Origin of the sequence: Bacillus sp. JHAA, assembly GCF_036961585.1 — a bacterium.
Classification (GTDB): domain Bacteria; phylum Bacillota; class Bacilli; order Bacillales; family Bacillaceae; genus Bacillus; species Bacillus velezensis.
The window spans coordinates 38924-56852 of record NZ_JBAMDE010000009.1; the positions used below are offsets into that span (position 1 = coordinate 38924).

Annotated in this window: 13 protein-coding genes; all 13 read right to left on the reverse strand. The window is 48.6% G+C overall.

The features are described 5' to 3' along the window. Nucleotides 1–78: 78 nt before the first annotated feature. Nucleotides 79–1896, reverse strand: a complete 1818-nt coding sequence (locus tag V7728_RS18310) for an ABC transporter ATP-binding protein (RefSeq protein ID WP_085341830.1) — start codon at nt 1894–1896, stop codon at nt 79–81. Then, nucleotides 1877–3610: an ABC transporter ATP-binding protein gene (locus V7728_RS18315; RefSeq protein WP_015239413.1), complete on the reverse strand. Its 1734-nt coding sequence runs from the start codon at nt 3608–3610 to the stop codon at nt 1877–1879. Before V7728_RS18315 ends, V7728_RS18310 begins: the two co-directional genes overlap by 20 nt. Nucleotides 3611–3905: 295 nt before the next feature. Continuing rightward, a complete protein-coding gene (locus V7728_RS18320; protein WP_099566502.1) occupies nt 3906–6233 on the reverse strand; it encodes a peptidase G2 autoproteolytic cleavage domain-containing protein in 2328 nt (775 codons plus the stop codon). Nucleotides 6234–6420: 187 nt separating this feature from the next. Then, a complete protein-coding gene (locus tag V7728_RS18325) occupies nt 6421–8007 on the reverse strand; it encodes an alpha-glucoside-specific PTS transporter subunit IIBC (RefSeq protein ID WP_082999105.1) in 1587 nt (528 codons plus the stop codon). Between the two features lie 16 nt (nt 8008–8023). Continuing rightward, nucleotides 8024–8785, reverse strand: a complete 762-nt coding sequence (locus tag V7728_RS18330; RefSeq protein WP_007408530.1) for a MurR/RpiR family transcriptional regulator — start codon at nt 8783–8785, stop codon at nt 8024–8026. Between the two features lie 68 nt (nt 8786–8853). Further along, nucleotides 8854–10203, reverse strand: coding sequence for a maltose-6'-phosphate glucosidase (glvA, locus tag V7728_RS18335; RefSeq protein WP_007610111.1), 1350 nt, complete (start codon nt 10201–10203; stop codon nt 8854–8856). A 170-nt stretch (nt 10204–10373) separates the two neighbouring features. Further along, a complete protein-coding gene (locus tag V7728_RS18340) occupies nt 10374–10556 on the reverse strand; it encodes an H-type small acid-soluble spore protein (RefSeq protein ID WP_003155535.1) in 183 nt (60 codons plus the stop codon). Between the two features lie 65 nt (nt 10557–10621). After that, nucleotides 10622–12430: a sigma-54-dependent Fis family transcriptional regulator gene (locus V7728_RS18345; RefSeq protein ID WP_043020678.1), complete on the reverse strand. Its 1809-nt coding sequence runs from the start codon at nt 12428–12430 to the stop codon at nt 10622–10624. 106 nt (nt 12431–12536) lie between these two features. Then, on the reverse strand, nt 12537–13916 hold the full coding sequence (gene lpdA, locus V7728_RS18350; protein WP_099566501.1) for a dihydrolipoyl dehydrogenase: 1380 nt from the start codon (nt 13914–13916) through the stop codon (nt 12537–12539). A 14-nt stretch (nt 13917–13930) separates the two neighbouring features. Next, nucleotides 13931–15124, reverse strand: coding sequence for a dihydrolipoamide acetyltransferase family protein (locus V7728_RS18355; RefSeq protein ID WP_099566500.1), 1194 nt, complete (start codon nt 15122–15124; stop codon nt 13931–13933). Nucleotides 15125–15138: 14 nt separating this feature from the next. Next, entirely contained in the window at nt 15139–16167 is a 1029-nt protein-coding gene (gene acoB, locus V7728_RS18360) for an acetoin:2,6-dichlorophenolindophenol oxidoreductase subunit beta (protein ID WP_309194442.1), read from the reverse strand. A 1-nt stretch (nt 16168) separates the two neighbouring features. Continuing rightward, entirely contained in the window at nt 16169–17170 is a 1002-nt protein-coding gene (gene acoA, locus V7728_RS18365) for an acetoin:2,6-dichlorophenolindophenol oxidoreductase subunit alpha (protein ID WP_003155540.1), read from the reverse strand. Nucleotides 17171–17445: 275 nt separating this feature from the next. Further along, nucleotides 17446–17925 (reverse strand): DUF6884 domain-containing protein, encoded by a 480-nt coding sequence (locus V7728_RS18370; RefSeq protein WP_099566499.1) that lies wholly within the window; start codon nt 17923–17925, stop codon nt 17446–17448. Between the last annotated feature and the right edge of the window lie 4 nt (nt 17926–17929).

Genomic DNA, 17929 nt, shown 5'->3' on the forward strand with positions numbered 1-17929 from the left:
AACGAAAATAACTTAAAAGTACTATTTGCCTTCGCGAAAAAAAGACCTCCGCACTCTGTCGGAGGTCTTTTTCCCTATCTACGATTCCCGGAACTGGCTTTCATATAATTCCCGGTAAAACCCGTTCTGGCTGAGAAGTTCGGCGTGGGTTCCTTTTTCAGCCATTTCGCCGTCTTTCAGCACAAGAATCTGATCGGCTTTTTGAATCGTGTTCAGCCTATGAGCGATGATGACGCTTGTTCTGCCCGTCATTAAACGGCCGAGCGCTTCTTGTATTTTCACTTCGGTCACTGTATCAATGTTGCTCGTCGCTTCATCCAAAATGAGCAGCACCGGGTCCGCCAGCACAGCTCTCGCGATGGAAATGAGCTGTTTTTGTCCTTGGCTGATGCCCGCGCCGTTTTGGGTAAGGACGGTATCGTAGCCTTTCGGGAGCCGTTCGATGAATCCGTGGGCATTGGCGGCTTTTGCGGCTGCCTCCACCTCTTGATCAGATGCATCCAGACGGCCGTAACGAATATTTTCCCTGATGGTGCCCTGAAAGAGAAAGGAATCCTGCAGGACAAACCCCATGTTTTTTCTCAGACTGGATCTCGTCAGTTTTTTGATGTCCGTTCCGTCAATGAGGATTTTTCCGTTATTCGGCTCGTAAAAACGGGCGATCAGGCTCGTAACGGTTGTTTTACCCGCTCCGGTCGGTCCGACGAAGGCGATGGACTGTCCTTTCGGAACGCTGAAGGACAGGTGTTTTAAGATCAGGCTGTCTTCCTGATAGCCGAAGGAGACATCTCGGAATTCAATCTCTCCCGTTTTGATCGGCTGGTACAGCGCATGCTCTTCATCTTCCCGCTCCTCCTTTTCATCAAGCACGTCAAACACCCGTTCAGCCCCGGCGATGGCCGATAACATCGTATTGAACTGATTGGCTAAATCATTTAAAGGACGCGTGAACTGCCGCGAATATTCGGCGAATACGACGATGGAACCGATCGAGATCCACCCCTTCAGCGCAAACAGCCCGCCGACCGCCGCTATAATCGTAAAGCTTAAATTGTTTAAAGAGTTCATTACTTTCGGAATGAATCCCGAAATCGTCTGCGCCCAAAACCCCGATGATTGTAACGCCGCGTTTTTTTCTAAAAATTGTTCCATGACGCGGTCTTCCCTCGAATAGGCTTTAATGACCTTCGCCCCTGATATCGACTCTTCAATAAAACCGTTCAGCTCGCCGAGGTTTTTCTGCTGCTGCTTAAACAGCAATCCCGTCCGGTTGGTGATCCATTTAATGCTCAAAAGCATGATCGGAATAATCAAAAGCGTGATCAATGTTAAAAGCGGACTCATGTACAGCATGACGGAGATTGTGCCGACGAATGTAATGACGCTCGACAGCACTTGAATGACGGATGTATTTAAAGTGGAGCTGACATTTTCGATATCATTGGTGACCCGGCTCATTAAGTCCCCGAGCCGCTGTTTATCAAAAAACGGAATCGGCAGCTCATGCAGATGGGTAAACAGCTCGCTCCGCATTTTAAACACGGTGCTTTGCGAGATATTGATCATCCAATAGTTTTGAAACCATAAGGACAATGATTGCACGAGGTAAATCCCAAACAGGATGAACAGCACCCCCGCCAATCCGTCTGTCGTCTGTCCGACGATAAAATGATCAATCGCTTTCCCGATGACGAACGGTCCGAGCAGGCCGAATATGGCGCTTATGACTACCATGATGATCACAAGGGTTAAAAGCCCTTTTTTCTCGGCTACATAAGACCAGATTCTGCGCAGCGTGCCTTTTGTATCTTTTGCTTTCGCGCGTTTTCTGCCGCCTTCATTCGATTTGAGCGGTATTTTTGGATATCGGAAAGGTTTACGAATGTCTTTTTGCATTGTCAGCTCCCTCCTTTCCGAATTGTGATTCATAAATCTGCCGGTACAGATGAGACTGTGCCATCAGCTCTTTGTGCGTGCCTTTGGCCAGCAGTTCTCCGTCTTCAAGCAATAAGATGGTGTCAGCCTTCATCGCAGTCGTTATTTTCTGCGTAATAATCAGTGTCGTGCATTCATAGGATCTGATCGCTTGTAAAAGCTTCGCTTCCGTTTGAAGATCAAGCGCGCTCGTACTGTCATCTAACAGCAGGAGGGACGGCTTTCTGATAAAAGCGCGCGCGATGGAAATCCGCTGCTTCTGCCCGCCTGACAAATTGACGCCCCGCTGTCCCAGCACCGTGTCGTATCCGTTTGACAGCTTCATAATCGTGTCATGGATTTGCGCGTCTTTGGCCGCTTCCATTACTTCATCTAGTGAAGCATCCTCCCGCCCCCAGGCGATATTTTCACGGATGGTGCCCGAAAACAGAAGCACTTCCTGCGGAACATAGCCGATTTCCCTGCGCAGCCCGCAAGCGGAGAATTCACCGATCGGTTTGCCGTCTATGAAAATACTGCCCGAATCAGCCGTGTACAGGCGCGGAATCAGCTGAAAAAGCGTTGATTTTCCTGAGCCTGTCGCGCCCATAATGGCAACCGTCTCTTTTGGGCTGGCAGAAAAGGACACGTGATGCAGCGCGTCTTTTTCCATGCCCGGATAGCGGAAGGACACTTCGCGAAACTCAATCCCGCCTGCAAGCGCCCGTGCCGGGTCCTGCCCCGTTCCCTCGCCGCCTTCTGTTTCCAGCACCTCGCCGATTCTTTCTCCGGAAGCCTTCGCCCGGGAAAATACCATGATGAGAAAAGGAAGGACGGACAGCGCGCCTGTAATCCGCGTCGCATAGTTAATGACGGAAACGACATCGCCGACCTGCGCTCCGCCCTGAGCAATGCTTTTGGCGCCGAACCATAAGATAAACAAAATACAAATGTTCATCAGCAGCATTAAAATCGGCATCGCCGCTTCCACGAGACGAAAAGCGGAGACCGTTTTTTCCATCAGCTTCGTATTCGATTTCAAAAAACGTTTCACTTCGTGGTTTGCACGGAGGAGCGCTTTAATCAGTTTGATCGCCGTCAGGTTTTCCTGCATGATCGTGTTGACCTGATCAAGCCGCTTTTGCACAGACCGAAACAGCGCGCCGCCTCTTTTCAGCACCCACAGCAAAAACAAAAGCAAAATCGGCACCGTGATCAGCAGAAAAAAACCGAGTTTCGCATTGACGGTCAGCGAGAGAATAATGCCCCCCGCGATCATTAACGGCGCCCGGAGCATAAACCGGAGACTCATGAAAAGCATATTCTGAACCTGTGTCACATCGTTTGTCAGCCGGGTGATAAACGATGTGGATGAGAATTGCGCAAACGTCGAATAGGAGAAGGATTGAATTTTTTGAAAAAGCCCTTTTCGCGTATCATACGCATAGCTCTGGCTGATGTGGGCGGAGTAGAATGAATTTAAAATGCCCGATGCGAATGAAACAGCGGTCAGTCCGATCATCACGCCGCCCCACAGCCAAACCGTTCCGAGATCCTGCTTTAAAATTCCTTCGTCAATGATTTTCCCGATCAGCAGGGGCTGTATCAGCTCTACCGCAAGCTCGATGAGCATGAAAAACAGAGCGATTCCCGCCAAAAGAGAATACGGTTTTACATATGATAAAGCCTTTGACATGTGTAAGCCTCCAAATCCTTTGTTCAATATGTATGTATATTTATTTTATTTGTTTGTCTTAAATGAATAAAGGATTAACCCTTGAACCTGCACTTTTATTATGTACTTTGTGTAAAAAAAACGGAAATATCATTGAGGATAAAAATTGTGGGAATGAGGCGTGCAGATATATGGAGACTGTCTTATCTTTTCTTTTTACCAGCTCCTGAACCGGAGCCTTTTATTTTAAAATGACTAGCGGAGCCTTTAAAAGACGTCCGCTAGTCAGATGATCATTCATACCGTGTCATTTCATTTAACGAATAAAAACGAGAGCGACCCCGAATCCTTTATCAGCATCAAACTCATTGATCACTTTCATGACCTGCCAGCGCTGGTTTGGAGCATCAGATTTTGTTGCAATCCCATTATGAGCGTGAATAAAATCTCCCGCTTTCACAGTCTCATCGCATCTGACATATACCTGGCCGATGAGTCCGACAATGTTCCACTCGTCTCTCTCTTCTCTTGAAGCGTAGTCTTCTTCAGGCCGAAAGTCCGGATTTTCCTTTGGCGCCATGACCGTATGGCCATTCGCATCTTTCTGTTCTTCATAAACATAGCCGCCAAATTCATTCTTTACGTATCGTCCCGACCAGTGAAAACTCGACTCACCAAGAATCACTCCGGCGGTCTCGGAAATGACCCCAAGCATGAGGTCACCTTTTTCAGCCGGTCTGATCTTATCACCTTCAAGTGTGACAAGTGTTCCCGTCGGAATCTTTTCCCCTCTCAGGCTTTCAAAATACTCGGCGTAGTCAGAGAATGTCGAGGAACCTGTTACACCTCCCGTAGCCTTAATTGTTCCTTCTTTTGCGTGAAGCTCAATTTTTCTGTTGGCTGATGACGGAGTGCTGCCGGCACCCCAGCCAAGTGCTACAGAATCTGAATTCGGATTAATTGTATTGTACGAAGAAAGCACTGAAGATTGAGCCGCTCCGGTTGCTCTTCCCCGAACAGAACCAGCCACAAAATTATTATTGCCTGTAGCGTGAGATTCACGGGAGCCAATGACCCCGCTTCCTTTATGTTTGAATAAGAAATAAGGAGTGACTGCTCCTCCAATGTTAAAGTCAGTTTCATAACCTGAAAAATCACAATTGGATACATTAAGATCTGGATCTGAGGAATAAATTCCAACTGTCCCGCTATTATTTTTTGGAGATCTCTGTCCCCAAACATTACTAACAACAGACTCGTACATTCCGCTGCCAAATGCAACTCCTTTTTTTCCGGAGTCAATCAAGGTGACACCATCCACCATTACTTTCCCTACTGAGTTATCCCCGCCGACAATATATAAATCATTGTCTGCAGTCTTAAATCCGCGAATGGTTATATTCTTTAAGCTAATTAAGCGTCCTTTATAAAATACGCTGACTACCGAATTACCCTTATAATCAATTGAACTATCATCACAAACAGCATGGAAATTCACAACACTCACACCATCATATCCGGAGATTTGCAACGCGTTTGGACCCGCCCCTTTGTAAAGATCATTCGGCTTAGGGTTATATGCGATACAATTCGCAAGCTGCACATCATGGGCTGTCGCTGACTGAGGATCGCTTGCTGTGTGGTGACCGATATGGCGAATGCTATATCCAATGGCATTTTCGTATGCGCGACAGTTAACAAGCTGTACTCTCTTCGCAGCCGGTGCATAACCGTGTGCCTTAATCTCAAAGCCTCGGACTCCTCCAATTGAGATACAACTATCAATCATTACGTCTTGAGAGCCGTCATCAATTTCAAAACAGTTCGTGTTAGAAGTTCCATCGTTTAGCCCCATAGGATGATAAGAGAGGCAATGACTGAAAGTCGTGTGTTTCCCAAAGTGACAAGTAAAGTTATCATCCCCGGACCCTGTTGCTTCACAATGTGAAAACGTTACAAAGTTACAGCCGTTGGGCTGATAATAAGTTGGATCATCTTTTTCTCCATGTCTGTTATAGTTCGGGCTTGTAGAATCAAAGCCGTGCAGGCCGGCGTTCTTCGCAAACACATGCTCGACAAAAGAATAGTCAACATTCGCAAAAAGCAAACAGCTTGAAGTGGGACCTTTCGGAATCTTCCAGCCGGAAGGACGCGTATCCTTGTTCCAATCCAAAGTGAGATGGCCGACATAAATATTTTCATTACCGTTCGTATAATCACTGTTGGTCAGAACAGAATGGCCGACCGGTGCTTCGTCTAATAATTTAATGACCGTTCTTTTCTTGCCTGCTCCGACAAGCATTGTATTTGAAGGAACAAACAATCCCGATGTTCTGAATACACCCGCGGGAACTGTTACGACATAACCTCCGTCGGCCATGGCATCATGAAATGCCTGCGTATCATCCGTTACGCCGTCACCTTTAGCTCCAAAATCCATAACGTTCCGCTCTGTCACATGTTCAAATCTGTTTTCATACATTTTAAGTCTTTCGTTTAAATTTTCATAAGTTGACGTGCCATTGCTAAGCGCAGCACCGATTTTGCTGTCAATCGCTTCAAAGTTTTGAGCAATGCTTTCAACTTCAATCCCTTCGGCTTTATCGGGTTTGTAAAGTCCTAAGAAAGTCGTATAGTTTGTCATTGTCTTGCCTCCTATTTGTTAATTGCTATTTAAAATACCGCAGAAGTCATTTCGTTTTTTGCACCCTCTCATTTTCACTCCTGCATGTACAGGTGGCAAAGGTATGACAAATTCATACATTTCTTCAAAACATAAAAAGAGCGCCGGATTAACAAGCGCTCTGCACATAATCTGCTGCTGCAGTATTTTAACCGTTCAATATTTTCTCGACACGCTCCCGCATTTGCGGAACGCCTAATCCGACAATGACCTGAAGCGCCCTGCCTTTTCTGACGACGCCGTGGGCTCCCAGCTCTCTGAAATCGGCGTCACTTTTGACCTTTGATTCATCAGCGACAGTGACGCGGAGACGGGTGGCGCAGTTGGTGATCTCCGTAATATTGTCCTTTCCGCCCAGCGCTTCAATATACAAAGCGGCTGTATCCCGCTGTGTTTCGTCTGCCGCCGCTGTTTCTTTTGAAGCCTGCTTCCGTTCTCTGTACTCCTTTTTCGAATAGAGCTTTGTTTCCTGCCCTTCCTCTTTTTCTCTGCCCGGTGTGGCGATGTTGAATTTGAGAATGAGGAAACGGAAGACGAAAAAGTAAACAGCGGTAAAACACAATCCGATAATGATCTGGTATACATACGTCAAGCCGTGGCTTGACGCCAGCGGGATCCAGTTCAAGGTCGCAGCTTCGATCAAACCGCCTCCCATATTTCCGACGACGCCGGCCATATACATGACGGTTGCCATGGAAGCGGCAAGCAAAGCATGAACCGCAAATAAAAACGGAGAGATAAAAAGGAATGTAAATTCAATCGGCTCTGTAATTCCCGCGACAATGGACGTCAAGGTGACCGGGATCAAAAGGCCGGCGACGATTTTTTTCTTTTCCTTTGAAGCCGTGGCGTAAAAAGCGAGCGCGATTCCCGGAATGCCGAAGATTTTCGAGTTGCCGTGAAGCGCGAAGCCCCCCTGCGGGAACAATTCTTTCAGCGGTTTGACGCTTTGAGAGTATTCCCCGAGATGCTGGGCCCAATAGGTGACGATACCGCCTTCAGCCACAGCCGGACCGTAAATAAACGGAGAGTAAATAAAATGATGCAGGCCGGTCGGAATTAAAATCCGCTCCAGGAACGTGTAAATCCACACGCCGATCGCCCCGGAAGAAACGAGAAAACTTTGCAGCGAGCCTATTCCGGACTGAACCATCGGCCATACGTATGCCACCGCAAGTGAAATCGGTATCATAATGAAGAAAGAAATGATAACGATGTAGGAAGATCCTTGAAAAATCCCCAGAAAATCCGGCAGTTTTTTATCAAAATAACGATTGTGCAAATACACGACAATAGATGAAATAAAGATGGCGCCGATAATATTCGTATCAAGCGTTTTGATCCCGGCGATCATCGTCAGCCCGCTCGTTCCGCCCGCTTCCTGAGTCATATCGACATGAAAAGCCCCGCCCCAAACCGTCAGAATCGCATTGATAAAGTAATTGAATGTTAGATAAACTGTAAGCGCTTCCAAACAGGCCCGCGCCTGCGCTTTTTTCGCTAAGGCGACAGGTATGCCGATCGCAAACAGGAGCGGCATTTGATTAAAGACGGTCCAGCCGCCCTGTTCAATGACATACCAGCATTGATACCAAAGCCCGTCAGGATCAGCCAGCGGCCCCATCAGCGTTTTATTTTTAAACAGCGTACTCAGACCGACAATAATACCGGAAAATGCAAATAATAAAACAGGCACAAACATCGCGCTGCCGAAGCGCTGGACTTTTTGCATCATTTCACGTGACCTCCCGCTATTTATCAAAATTTTCGAGCTCTTTATAATCAACATATGCACGGAATAACGCTTCGCCCACCAGAAAAAACGGGGCGAATGCGACGATTTCCGTTTTATCGCTTAACGTCACCGGCTTGCTGGTCGCATAAAGATTATACGGCGTCGTTTGCGCCAGTACGTTGTTTTTCAGATTGGTGATTGAAATAAACGGAACTCCCTTTGCGGACAGGGTCCTTACCTGCGGAATTAATTCGGGTGTTTCGCCTGATAAAGAAATAATGATGAATACGTCATCAACCTTAAAATCATCACACATGATATCAAACTCTGTGATGTCCTGAATTAAAATCAGATACTTCCGCCGGGATACAAACATTCGCTGCAGCTCACGGGCGCACACCCTCTGAGCCGTCCCCGATCCGTAAACGAAAATCCGTTTTGCTTCATCTATCAGCCGGCACATCTCCGTCATATCTTTTGACTTCACATATTTTACATTGGCTTCAATATCATCCAGTAGCTTTTCAAATGTCATATTCTCGCCCTCTTCAGGCTGATCCTCCCATTTCAGAAAAACCCGGAATTCACTGTAGCCGCTGAAGCCCAGTTTTTGGGCGAGCCGCAGAATGGAAGACCGAGAGACATTGCAGGCTTTCGCCATGTCATTGATACCGAGATGATAGCACGTATGCTTATGATTCAATATATATTTTAAAATATAAAAATCGTTGTCATTTAATTTCGCGTAATGCTGATTAACCAGTTCTTCAAGACTCATCCCAAAAATCCCCCCGTTTTCTTTCTATTATATAGAATAACAGATAAAGAAAACGGGGAAGATTGTCATCAGGAAATAGGAGACGGACTTACATCAAGCTCAGGCCAGTAGTCCTTGTTAGCCTCCATCAGATCTTCAAGAATCAGTCTTGCCACACGGGCGTTCGGCACTGTTTTTGACAGGATCAGCGCCTGCCACAGCTTTTGAAATGACCGCTCTTCCCACGCTTCAGCCGTCAGTTTTTCAACAGACACCTGCTGTTCCATCAGGCCTTTTTGAAATTGCGGTATGTTCCCGACTGAGAGCGGTTCCGGTCCGTTTGAGCCTACGAGACAAGGAATCTCAACCATGGCTGACGGATCAAAGTTTGCGATCGCGCCGTTATTTTCAACGATTAACAGCATTCTCTCCCCTGTGTTGTAAGCGATGGCCCGGGCAAGGTCGACGATATAGGAAGCATGATCATCAATTTTAATTTCACTGTTCTCCGACGATTGTTCGCGCGTAATCATATCGCATTGGCTGAAAATGAAAGCTTCCCGCCCTTCCATGACTTCGTTGGCTCTCGTATGGTTCGGGTTTGATTTTTTCACCATATCATCCGGGAATAAGTAATATTGCAGATATGTGTTCGGAAGCGTATCCGGATCAGCCGCCTGTACGTCGCGCGCTTTTTTGAATGTGTCATTCCAGCTTGCTTCAGTCTGTTCGGCCTCCGTCTTCGGAACGTAGCCATATTCACGGACATGCTCTTTCAGCTTCGGCATTAAATCATTGCCATGCCGGTCTGTGATGGACGTCCACCAGCCAAAGTGATTTAGACCGTAGTAACGGACGTTCATTTCTTTTCGTGAAGATAATCCGAGGATGTTCGCCATGCGATCCTCAATTCCGACCGGCATGTCGCAGATGTTCAATATTTTTGAATTCGGTCTGAGGCGCCGTGTAGCTTCGGCCACAATCGCCGCCGGATTGGAGTAATTCAGCATCCATGCGTCGGGCGAGTACGTTTCCATATAATCAAGAATCTCCAGAACACCGCCGATAGAGCGCATGCCGTATGCAATTCCGCCCGGCCCGCATGTTTCCTGGCCGACCACGCCGTACTTCAGCGGGATTTGTTCATCGAGCGCGCGCATCGCATATTTTCCGACGCGGATATGCGCCATGACAAAGTCAACATCCGTAAAAGCCGTCTCTGGGTCATCAGTCGCCAGAAATTCAATGTCCGGCGCTTTTTCTTTTATAAATACCTCACACGCACCCGCAATCCGCTCCTGCCTTTCTTTATCATTGTCATAAAGTTTCAGCTTTCTGATCGGAAACTCTTCCAGGTGATTCAAAAGCATTAATACAATTCCGGGGGTAAATGTGCTGCCGCCGCCTGCAATAACGATTGAGAATGATTTGTCTGTCATGTGAAGCCCTCCTCTGATAACGTTTTCATTTTATTTATATCATGAGAAGGTCCGATCTGTACCGGGTTTGGAGGAGTTAGATCATTTAATCAATTTTAGTTATTTTTCTCAAAAAGCGGGAAAGTTCCCACAGGTACGAAAAAGGCCTGCTGTCATCAGCAGACCCATTCTCAAAAATGCTCTTGTAAATCAGAAAGCAGCACTTCCTGCTCAAATTGCGGATTTCCGATCGGAAAAATTCTGGCTGTTTCCTTGTCTTCGTTGACATGCTGAATATAAATCGGAACTCCTTCGTACGTCACATACGCCATGGCGGCGGATTCTGAAATGTCTTTCGCACGCTGTGTATTCACGTCTCAAACCTCCTTTAGGCCTCACACATAACGTGTCCGGCAGCCAAGAGAAGTATGCTTGTTTCTTACAATTGTCCGGCGGTGAGTTTGAATTTTTTGAGACGTTTGTAAAACGTGCTCCGCGGGATTCCGGCCATTTTGGCGGCCAGCGTGACATTCCCCTTCGCCGATTCAAGCGCGTTTACGATGATGTTTTTCTGAATGTGCTCCCGGATGGAGACAGGGGGCGCTTCTTCCTGTTCATAAGACTCGGCCGCCTCTTTAAGACCTGACGCTTCAAGCAGGGCTGCGATGGGGCGTTCTGACAGCCGTCCGTCCGGGAACATGACGGAAAGACGTTCAAATACATTAAACAATTCCCTGATATTCCCCGGCCATTTCCGGCTCTTTAATAGGTCTAAAAAGTCATCAGGAAGCTCCCCGCGCCAGCCGCGATTTCGCTGAAATTCAAGGAAGAGGCCGGGAATGTCTTCGGTGCGTTCTCTTAATGGAGGGAGGTGGATCGGACAGACGTGAAGCCGGTAAAATAAATCTTCTCTCAGCTTTTTGCACTCGACAAGCTGTCTCAGATCAGTGTGGGTGGCAGTGATGATTCTGATGTCAACGGGAATCTCTTTTGTCCCGCCGACCGGGGTGACTTTCCGTTCCTGCAGCACCCGTAACAGAGCGACCTGCATGGAGTGTGCTATTTCTCCGATTTCATCGAGGAAAAGCGTGCCTTTATCGGCTTTTTGCAAAGCGCCGTTATGTCCTTTCCGTTTGGCCCCGGTGAAGGCGCCTTCCGAGTAGCCGAACAGTTCGCTTTCAATCAGCTTTTCGGGGACCGCTCCGCAATTGACGGCGATAAACGGGCCGTTTTTCCTGGAGCTGTTGTTATGAATCGCCCGGGCGGCAACCTCCTTTCCCGTCCCGGTTTCTCCCGTAAGACAAACGGTTGCGTCCGTGCGGGCGACAAGCTCCAGCTGCTGAAGCATATGTCGGGATGACGGGCTTTTGCCTGCCGCACCATGGAATATAAAAGACGGCTTTTCTTCTCGTTTGGATAAGTAAATGCACGAGAAGCCGTTCTCCTCCCGCTTCGCCTGCTTGATGTGATAGCCATGTTCCTCAAGCTCGCGCAGCATATGTCCGGTAAAATGCTGAACGGGACGGCTTGCGGCGATAACCCGGCTCATTTCATTGCAAAGCACGATCGGATCGTGAGACCGGGTAAGCCCGGCGAACTTGCTGATCATGTCAAGTTCTGTCATTTTGATCTTTAGGGCAAGCTCCCGTTCCGCCGTATAAGCGATGGAGGAGGCAATTCCGAGCATAAACGGCTGAGCGCGGGCGGCGGGGCAAGAAATATCAATGACACCCGCCAGCCGCCCGTCTTCATAACGGATCGGCGCGGCGGAACAGCTCCATTGATGAGAAGCGAGCGAATAATGTTCAGAACCGTGTATCATGACCGGCTCATTTGTATAAAGAGCCGTCCCGATCGCATTCGTGCCGACGGCTGTTTCCGTCCAGCGGGCGCCTTTTAAGAAATTGATGCGGTTCGCTTCATGAATGGTGCGCGGGTGGCCGTCAACTGAATGGACAACGCCGTCTGAATCAATCAGGAGAACCATCATTTCCATTTCCCGCATCGCCGTTTTCATTCTTTCTGCATACGGCGTTGAGGCCGCTAAAAATAACGCATGCTTTTCGGCCTGTCTTTCTAAATGATCTGCCGGCATTACATTCGGCCCCTTTTCGAGATAAGGGTTAACGTCGGCTTTTTTGCAGCGGTGCCATGAGGCGGCCACCCGCTTCTGAATACGGGATTCATCAAGCACGCCTTCTTTCACAAAGCGCTTCCAGGTTTTAAAATCATTCCGAATGACATTCATTGTATTCGCTCCCCCCTGTTCAGACCATCTTTTCATATATTGTAGGGGAAAAATAAAGCGCTTTCAACGAAAAATACCCCTTCTCATCTGAGAAAGGGTATTCCGGTTATACGGAATGCACCGCAAGTCCGGTGACATTCAGCAGGGCTTCCTGAAGCGTTTCTGACAGAGTCGGATGCGCCGCGATAAAGTGCTCCGACATATCAGCCGTCATTTCACCGTTCATCATCATGACCGCCTGACCGATCAATTCCGTCACGTCCGGCCCGATCATTGACACGCCGACGATTTCTCCGAATTCCGGTTCGGCAATGATTTTCATTTTGCCGCCATGCTGATGTTTAATTAACGCTTTTCCGTTAGCAGAAAATGAGCATTCTCCGATTTTCACATCTCCGTATGCCTCTCTCGCCTGTGTTTCCGTCAGCCCGACAGCGGCCATTTCCGGCGATGTATAAATACAGCGGGGCACCGCCCGCATATTGACTTTGCTGTCCTTTCCCGAGGCATGCGCGGCGGCTGTGATTCCTTCATGAATGGCGGCATGCGCGAGCTGCATTCCTCCGGCCGCATCGCCGCACGCATATATATGAGGCACATTGGTCTGCATATGGTCATTGACTTCAATGCCGCGCGGAGAATACCGGATGCCGGCCTGCTCCAGATTCAAGCCATGCAAACGCGGCTTTCTCCCAATTGCAACCAAAACGTGATCAGCCTGAGCCTCAATTTCTTTGCCGTCTTTTGTCCACACCGCGGTTTTCCTTTCTTTGTCAATCCGCTGAAGGGCGGCTTTCGTCTGAATATCAGCCCCGCTGTCTCTTAAAGAGTCTTCGAAAACGGCGGCGATTTCTCCGTCTTCTGCCGGGAGCAGCCGGTCAGCCGATTCAATCACCGTCACTTTCGTTTTAAACCGGCTGAATAAAGAGGCAAATTCACAGCCGATCACACCTCCCCCGACAATAAGCAGAGAAGAAGGAATTTGCTGTAAAGAAAGCGCGTCTTTGCTGTCGATCACCCAATCGCCGTCAAATGGGGCAAACGGCAGCTCCGCCGGTTCAGATCCGGATGCAATCAATATCCGATCCGCTTCCAGAATGTCTTTTGCGCCTCCTTCTCCTTCAACAAGCAATGTCTGCTCTGTGAGAAATGAGGCTGTCCCGCTGATGACTTTAATCTGATTTGCTTTCATTAAGTATTGAATTCCCTGCACGAGCTGGCTGACGATTTGCCGTTTGCGCCCCTGCATGCGGGCCCAATTGAGTGTAATGTTTTGCGGCAGTTCGATGCCGAATGTATCTGCGTGCCTGATTTTATCGAGTACATTCGCGCTTTCCAAAAGCGACTTTGTCGGGATGCATCCCTCATTGAGACAAGTGCCTCCGAGCGGCCCTTTGTCGATCAGAACGACTTCTTCTCCCCTCCGCGCGGCAGTCACGGCAGCTGCATATCCGGCAGGCCCGCCGCCGATAATGGCTAGTGTCAATCTCTTCACCCTCTCTATAAAATCAATCCGGCCGGCTCTTCAAGCAGCGCTTTGACCGTTTTCAGGAAGTCCGCAGCCGGTGCGCCGTCACATACTCTGTGGTCAAAGGTAAGGCTCAGCGGCAGCATGATGCTTTTGACAAGCTCATCTCCTTTAAACGCAGGCGTTTCATAGCTTGCGCCCACTCCGAGAATACCGGCTTCAGGCGGATTAAGAATCGGGGTGAAATGCTCAATTCCGTAACCCCCGAGATTTGTAATAGAAAATGTCGATCCGTGCAGATCATCTCCGGAAGCATTGCCTTCCCGCGCCCGGCGTGCCGATGTGCTGATGTGATCCGCAAGCTCAAGGAATGAAAGCTTTTCCGCATCCCGAATCACCGGCACGACGAGACCGTTTTCAAGAGAAACCGCCATCCCGAGGTGGACATATGGATAGGTGATGATCCGCTCCTCTTGATAAGAGCTGTTCAGCTCAGGATGCTGTTTCAGCGCAAGCACCGCGGCCCGGGATACGAAATGTGTGACCGTCAGTTTAACACCGCTCCGCTTTTTCGCGCTGTCGGCGAGCTGCTGCTGCCATTTTACAAGCTCCGTAATGTTCGCTTTCATCGTCAGCGTCAGCTGGGCGCTGTTTTGCAGGCTTTTGTGCATTCGGTCTGCAATTACTTTTCTCATCGCTGAAGCCGGTTTTTCCTCCGGCTGTGCCGTCTGAACCGAAGACTGCGGTTCAGATTCCGTCTTCATGGCCTTGATGACGTCAGCTTTTACGATTCTGCCTCCGGGCCCCGTCCCGTTCAGCGTATCAACTTTCAACCCGGCTTTCTCCGCCATTTTTCGGGCAACGGGAGATATTTTCACGCGGTGTTTACGCTTTTGCACGGCTTTGGGAGCGGGAATATGTTCAGGTTCAGATTGCGGTTTCCCTGCATTTTCAGGAGCCGGCGCCTCCTTCTCCCGCACTTCTTCGCCGTTTTCCCCGATATAACAGATGGGCGTTCCCGGCGGGACTCCTTCTCCCTCTTTGACTTTAATATGGAGAAGCGTGCCGCTTTCAGGCGCTTCTATTTCCATTTCTATTTTTTCCGAGTTGATGCTGGCGATGCTTTCTCCCTTTTCAACCGGGTCGCCGACTTTTTTATTCCAGACGGATACTTCACCTTTCTTCATCGCCATTCCCAGCTTCGGCATTACTACTTTTACAGCCATTCTATATCCCTCCTTTAATTCATTGCCGGCTCGCCAAGCAATTCAAGCGTGACGCTGACAATTTGGTCTGGTGTCGGCAAATATTGATCTTCAAGCACCGGCGAAAACGGCACTGGTGTATGCGGCGCTGTAATCCGTTTAATCGGCGCATCAAGCAAATCAAAGCCCTTATCGGCGACAATCGCAGCAATATCCGTGGCGATGCTGCAGCGCGGATTGGCTTCGTCAATGATGATCAGCCGGTTTGTTTTTTCTAACGATGTGAAAATCGCTTCCTCATCTAAAGGAGACAGACTCCGGGGATCAAGCACCTCGGCGTCGATGCCTTTCTCAGAAAGCTGCGCAGCCGCTTCAAGCGCAGTATTGACCTGCTTGCCGACCGCAAACAGTGTTATGTCGTTGCCTTCGCGTTTGATATCCGCTTTTCCGAGCGGAATTGTATAATAATCTTCCGGCACCTCGCCCTTCATGTTGTAGGACGTTTTATCTTCAAAAAAGAATACCGGATCATTGTCTTCTATTGCCGAAAGCAGCAAACCTTTGGCGTCATATGGATTGGACGGCACAATCGTCTTCAGACCCGGGATGCTGGTGAACAGGCCATACAGCGCCTGCGAATGCTGAGCGGCTGCCCGGAACCCGGCTCCGTATGTGGTGCGGACGGTGATCGGCACTTGCGCTTTACCGCCGAACATATAGCGGAATTTCGCCCCTTGGTTGATCACTTGGTCAAAGCACGTTCCGATAAAATCGTTAAACATCAGTTCCGCAATCGGTCTCAGCCCCGTGGATGCCGCAGCCATGGCCGCACCCATGTAGCCAGCCTCAGAAATTGGTGTGTCCAGCACCCTGCTTCTGCCGAATTCCTGTACGAGCCCCTTTGTGACCCCCAATACACCGCCCCATGCTTCATCATCTTGCAAGTGATCGACCGCCGCTCCCCCGGCGACATCTTCACCGATCAAAAGCACATTTTCGTCTTTTCTCATCGCAAGCTTCATTGCTTCATTGATCGCGTCCGACATGCTTATGACTCTCGCCATCTCACATTCCCCCTTTTTCATATGACACGTAGACGTCTGTCAACAGCTCAGACTCTTTCGGATATGGACTCTTTTCGCTGAACGAGACGGCTTTTTCAATCGATTCGCTGACACGCTGTTCGATGTCTGACAGTTTATTTGCATCTGTTTCTTTTAGAAGATAGTTTTTAAAGCCTTGGATGGCATCCTTTTCTTCAAGATGCTCAGTCTTTTCATCCTTTGTTTTATAAGTTTGGGCATCCCCTTCGAAATGGCCGTAGTTTCTGTAAGTCATACATTCAATCAAAGACGGGCCTCCGCCGTTTCTTGCTCTTTCTATCGCTTCCCCGGCTGCCTGATAAACTGCTAAAATATCTTTTCCGTCCACCGTGACCCCCGGCATGTTGTAGGCAGCCGCCCGATCGGCGATTGAATCACAGGCTGATGCGTACTCAAATGTCGTGGCTTCGCCGTAACCGTTGTTTTCGGCGATGAACACGACAGGAAGATTCCATACTGCCGCTAAGTTCAGCCCTTCATGGAAGGTCCCTTGGTTATTGGCTCCGTCCCCAAAAAAGCAAACGCTTACATTTTTAGTTTGTTTATATTTAGCCGTGAGCGCTGATCCGCATGCGAGCGTGAATCCGCCCCCCACGATTCCATTTGCGCCTAACATGCCTTTATCAAGATCCGCAATGTGCATAGAACCGCCTTTGCCTTTACACAGTCCGGTCGCTTTTCCGAATATTTCCGCCATCATGCCGTCCAGATCACAGCCTTTGGCGATACAATGGCCATGTCCCCTGTGTGTGCTTGTAATGCTGTCGCCATCATCTAAATGAGCGCACACCCCCGCAGCTACCGCTTCTTCACCGGCATACAAATGGACGAATCCGGGAAGCACTCCTTGCGCGAACAGTTCATGCACTTTGTCTTCAAAGCCCCTGATTTCCAGCATCTTTTGGTACATCCACAGCGCTTTCTCCTCAGTTAATGACAAGCCTTCTCGTTTTAACAATTCCATTTTGTGCGCCTCCTTCTATTTAGGGTTCACACTTATAAATGCAAGAAGCATGCCAGCCTTTGAAGCCCGTAAAATGAATGTTTTTATTTTTACAATGGAGACAGTTTGAGACAGGTGTCTCATTTTGTCTCGATCTGTTCCCTTTGTCTCGTTTTATGGCATACAAAAAAGACCGGGCATCACCCTGTCTTTGACAATGATCGACGTATTTATTTCCTCGGAAATCTTTTATTGCTTCATTCTTCTGCATACAGTCTATCGTGGCGATTGAGTGGTTACACTCTTTTTTTCATATCCACGTGCTGCAGTTCATGCTTTTCTTCAACAGCCCGATTCAGCGCTTGAAGCATGTAGCCAATGCCTTTATACGATGACAAAGGCCAGGTGATATGCTGATGCTCTCCGATGACGGCGTTTAGGACGCTTCGGTATTTTTTCCCGCCAAGCATGACAAGCTCTTCGATGTCGGAAAAGCCTTGTTCATGAAATTGACGGCGCAGCTCGTCCGCTGCCATGATCTCCGGATGACCGGTTCCAAAAGTGACATCGTAATTTCCGGGAACCATATCATCCGGACGAAGGAATCCGTGCTTCGCCGACAAAATCACCCACTCATCGAAAAATGCTTTCGCATATCGCTCGCACGCCTGATGAAACGGGCTGAGATAAGCGTCTTCCGCCCTTACCGGACCTGTATCTGAATGGACATCCCAAATTTTTTTCTTGCCGCAGGGGATGATGCACAGTCGTTTCATTTTT

Excerpts from the sequence above, each read along its gene's own strand:
- V7728_RS18310 (WP_085341830.1), bottom strand. The coding sequence starts at position 1,896 with ATGCAAAAAGACATTCGTAAACCTTTCCGATATCCAAAAATACCGCTC.
- V7728_RS18315 (WP_015239413.1), bottom strand. The coding sequence starts at position 3,610 with ATGTCAAAGGCTTTATCATATGTAAAACCGTATTCTCTTTTGGCGGGA.
- V7728_RS18320 (WP_099566502.1), bottom strand. The coding sequence starts at position 6,233 with ATGACAAACTATACGACTTTCTTAGGACTTTACAAACCCGATAAAGCC.
- V7728_RS18325 (WP_082999105.1), bottom strand. The coding sequence starts at position 8,007 with ATGATGCAAAAAGTCCAGCGCTTCGGCAGCGCGATGTTTGTGCCTGTT.
- V7728_RS18330 (WP_007408530.1), bottom strand. The coding sequence starts at position 8,785 with ATGAGTCTTGAAGAACTGGTTAATCAGCATTACGCGAAATTAAATGAC.
- glvA (WP_007610111.1), bottom strand. The coding sequence starts at position 10,203 with ATGACAGACAAATCATTCTCAATCGTTATTGCAGGCGGCGGCAGCACA.
- V7728_RS18345 (WP_043020678.1), bottom strand. The coding sequence starts at position 12,430 with ATGAATGTCATTCGGAATGATTTTAAAACCTGGAAGCGCTTTGTGAAA.
- V7728_RS18355 (WP_099566500.1), bottom strand. The coding sequence starts at position 15,124 with ATGGCTGTAAAAGTAGTAATGCCGAAGCTGGGAATGGCGATGAAGAAA.
- acoB (WP_309194442.1), bottom strand. The coding sequence starts at position 16,167 with ATGGCGAGAGTCATAAGCATGTCGGACGCGATCAATGAAGCAATGAAG.
- acoA (WP_003155540.1), bottom strand. The coding sequence starts at position 17,170 with ATGGAATTGTTAAAACGAGAAGGCTTGTCATTAACTGAGGAGAAAGCG.
- V7728_RS18370 (WP_099566499.1), bottom strand. The coding sequence starts at position 17,925 with ATGAAACGACTGTGCATCATCCCCTGCGGCAAGAAAAAAATTTGGGAT.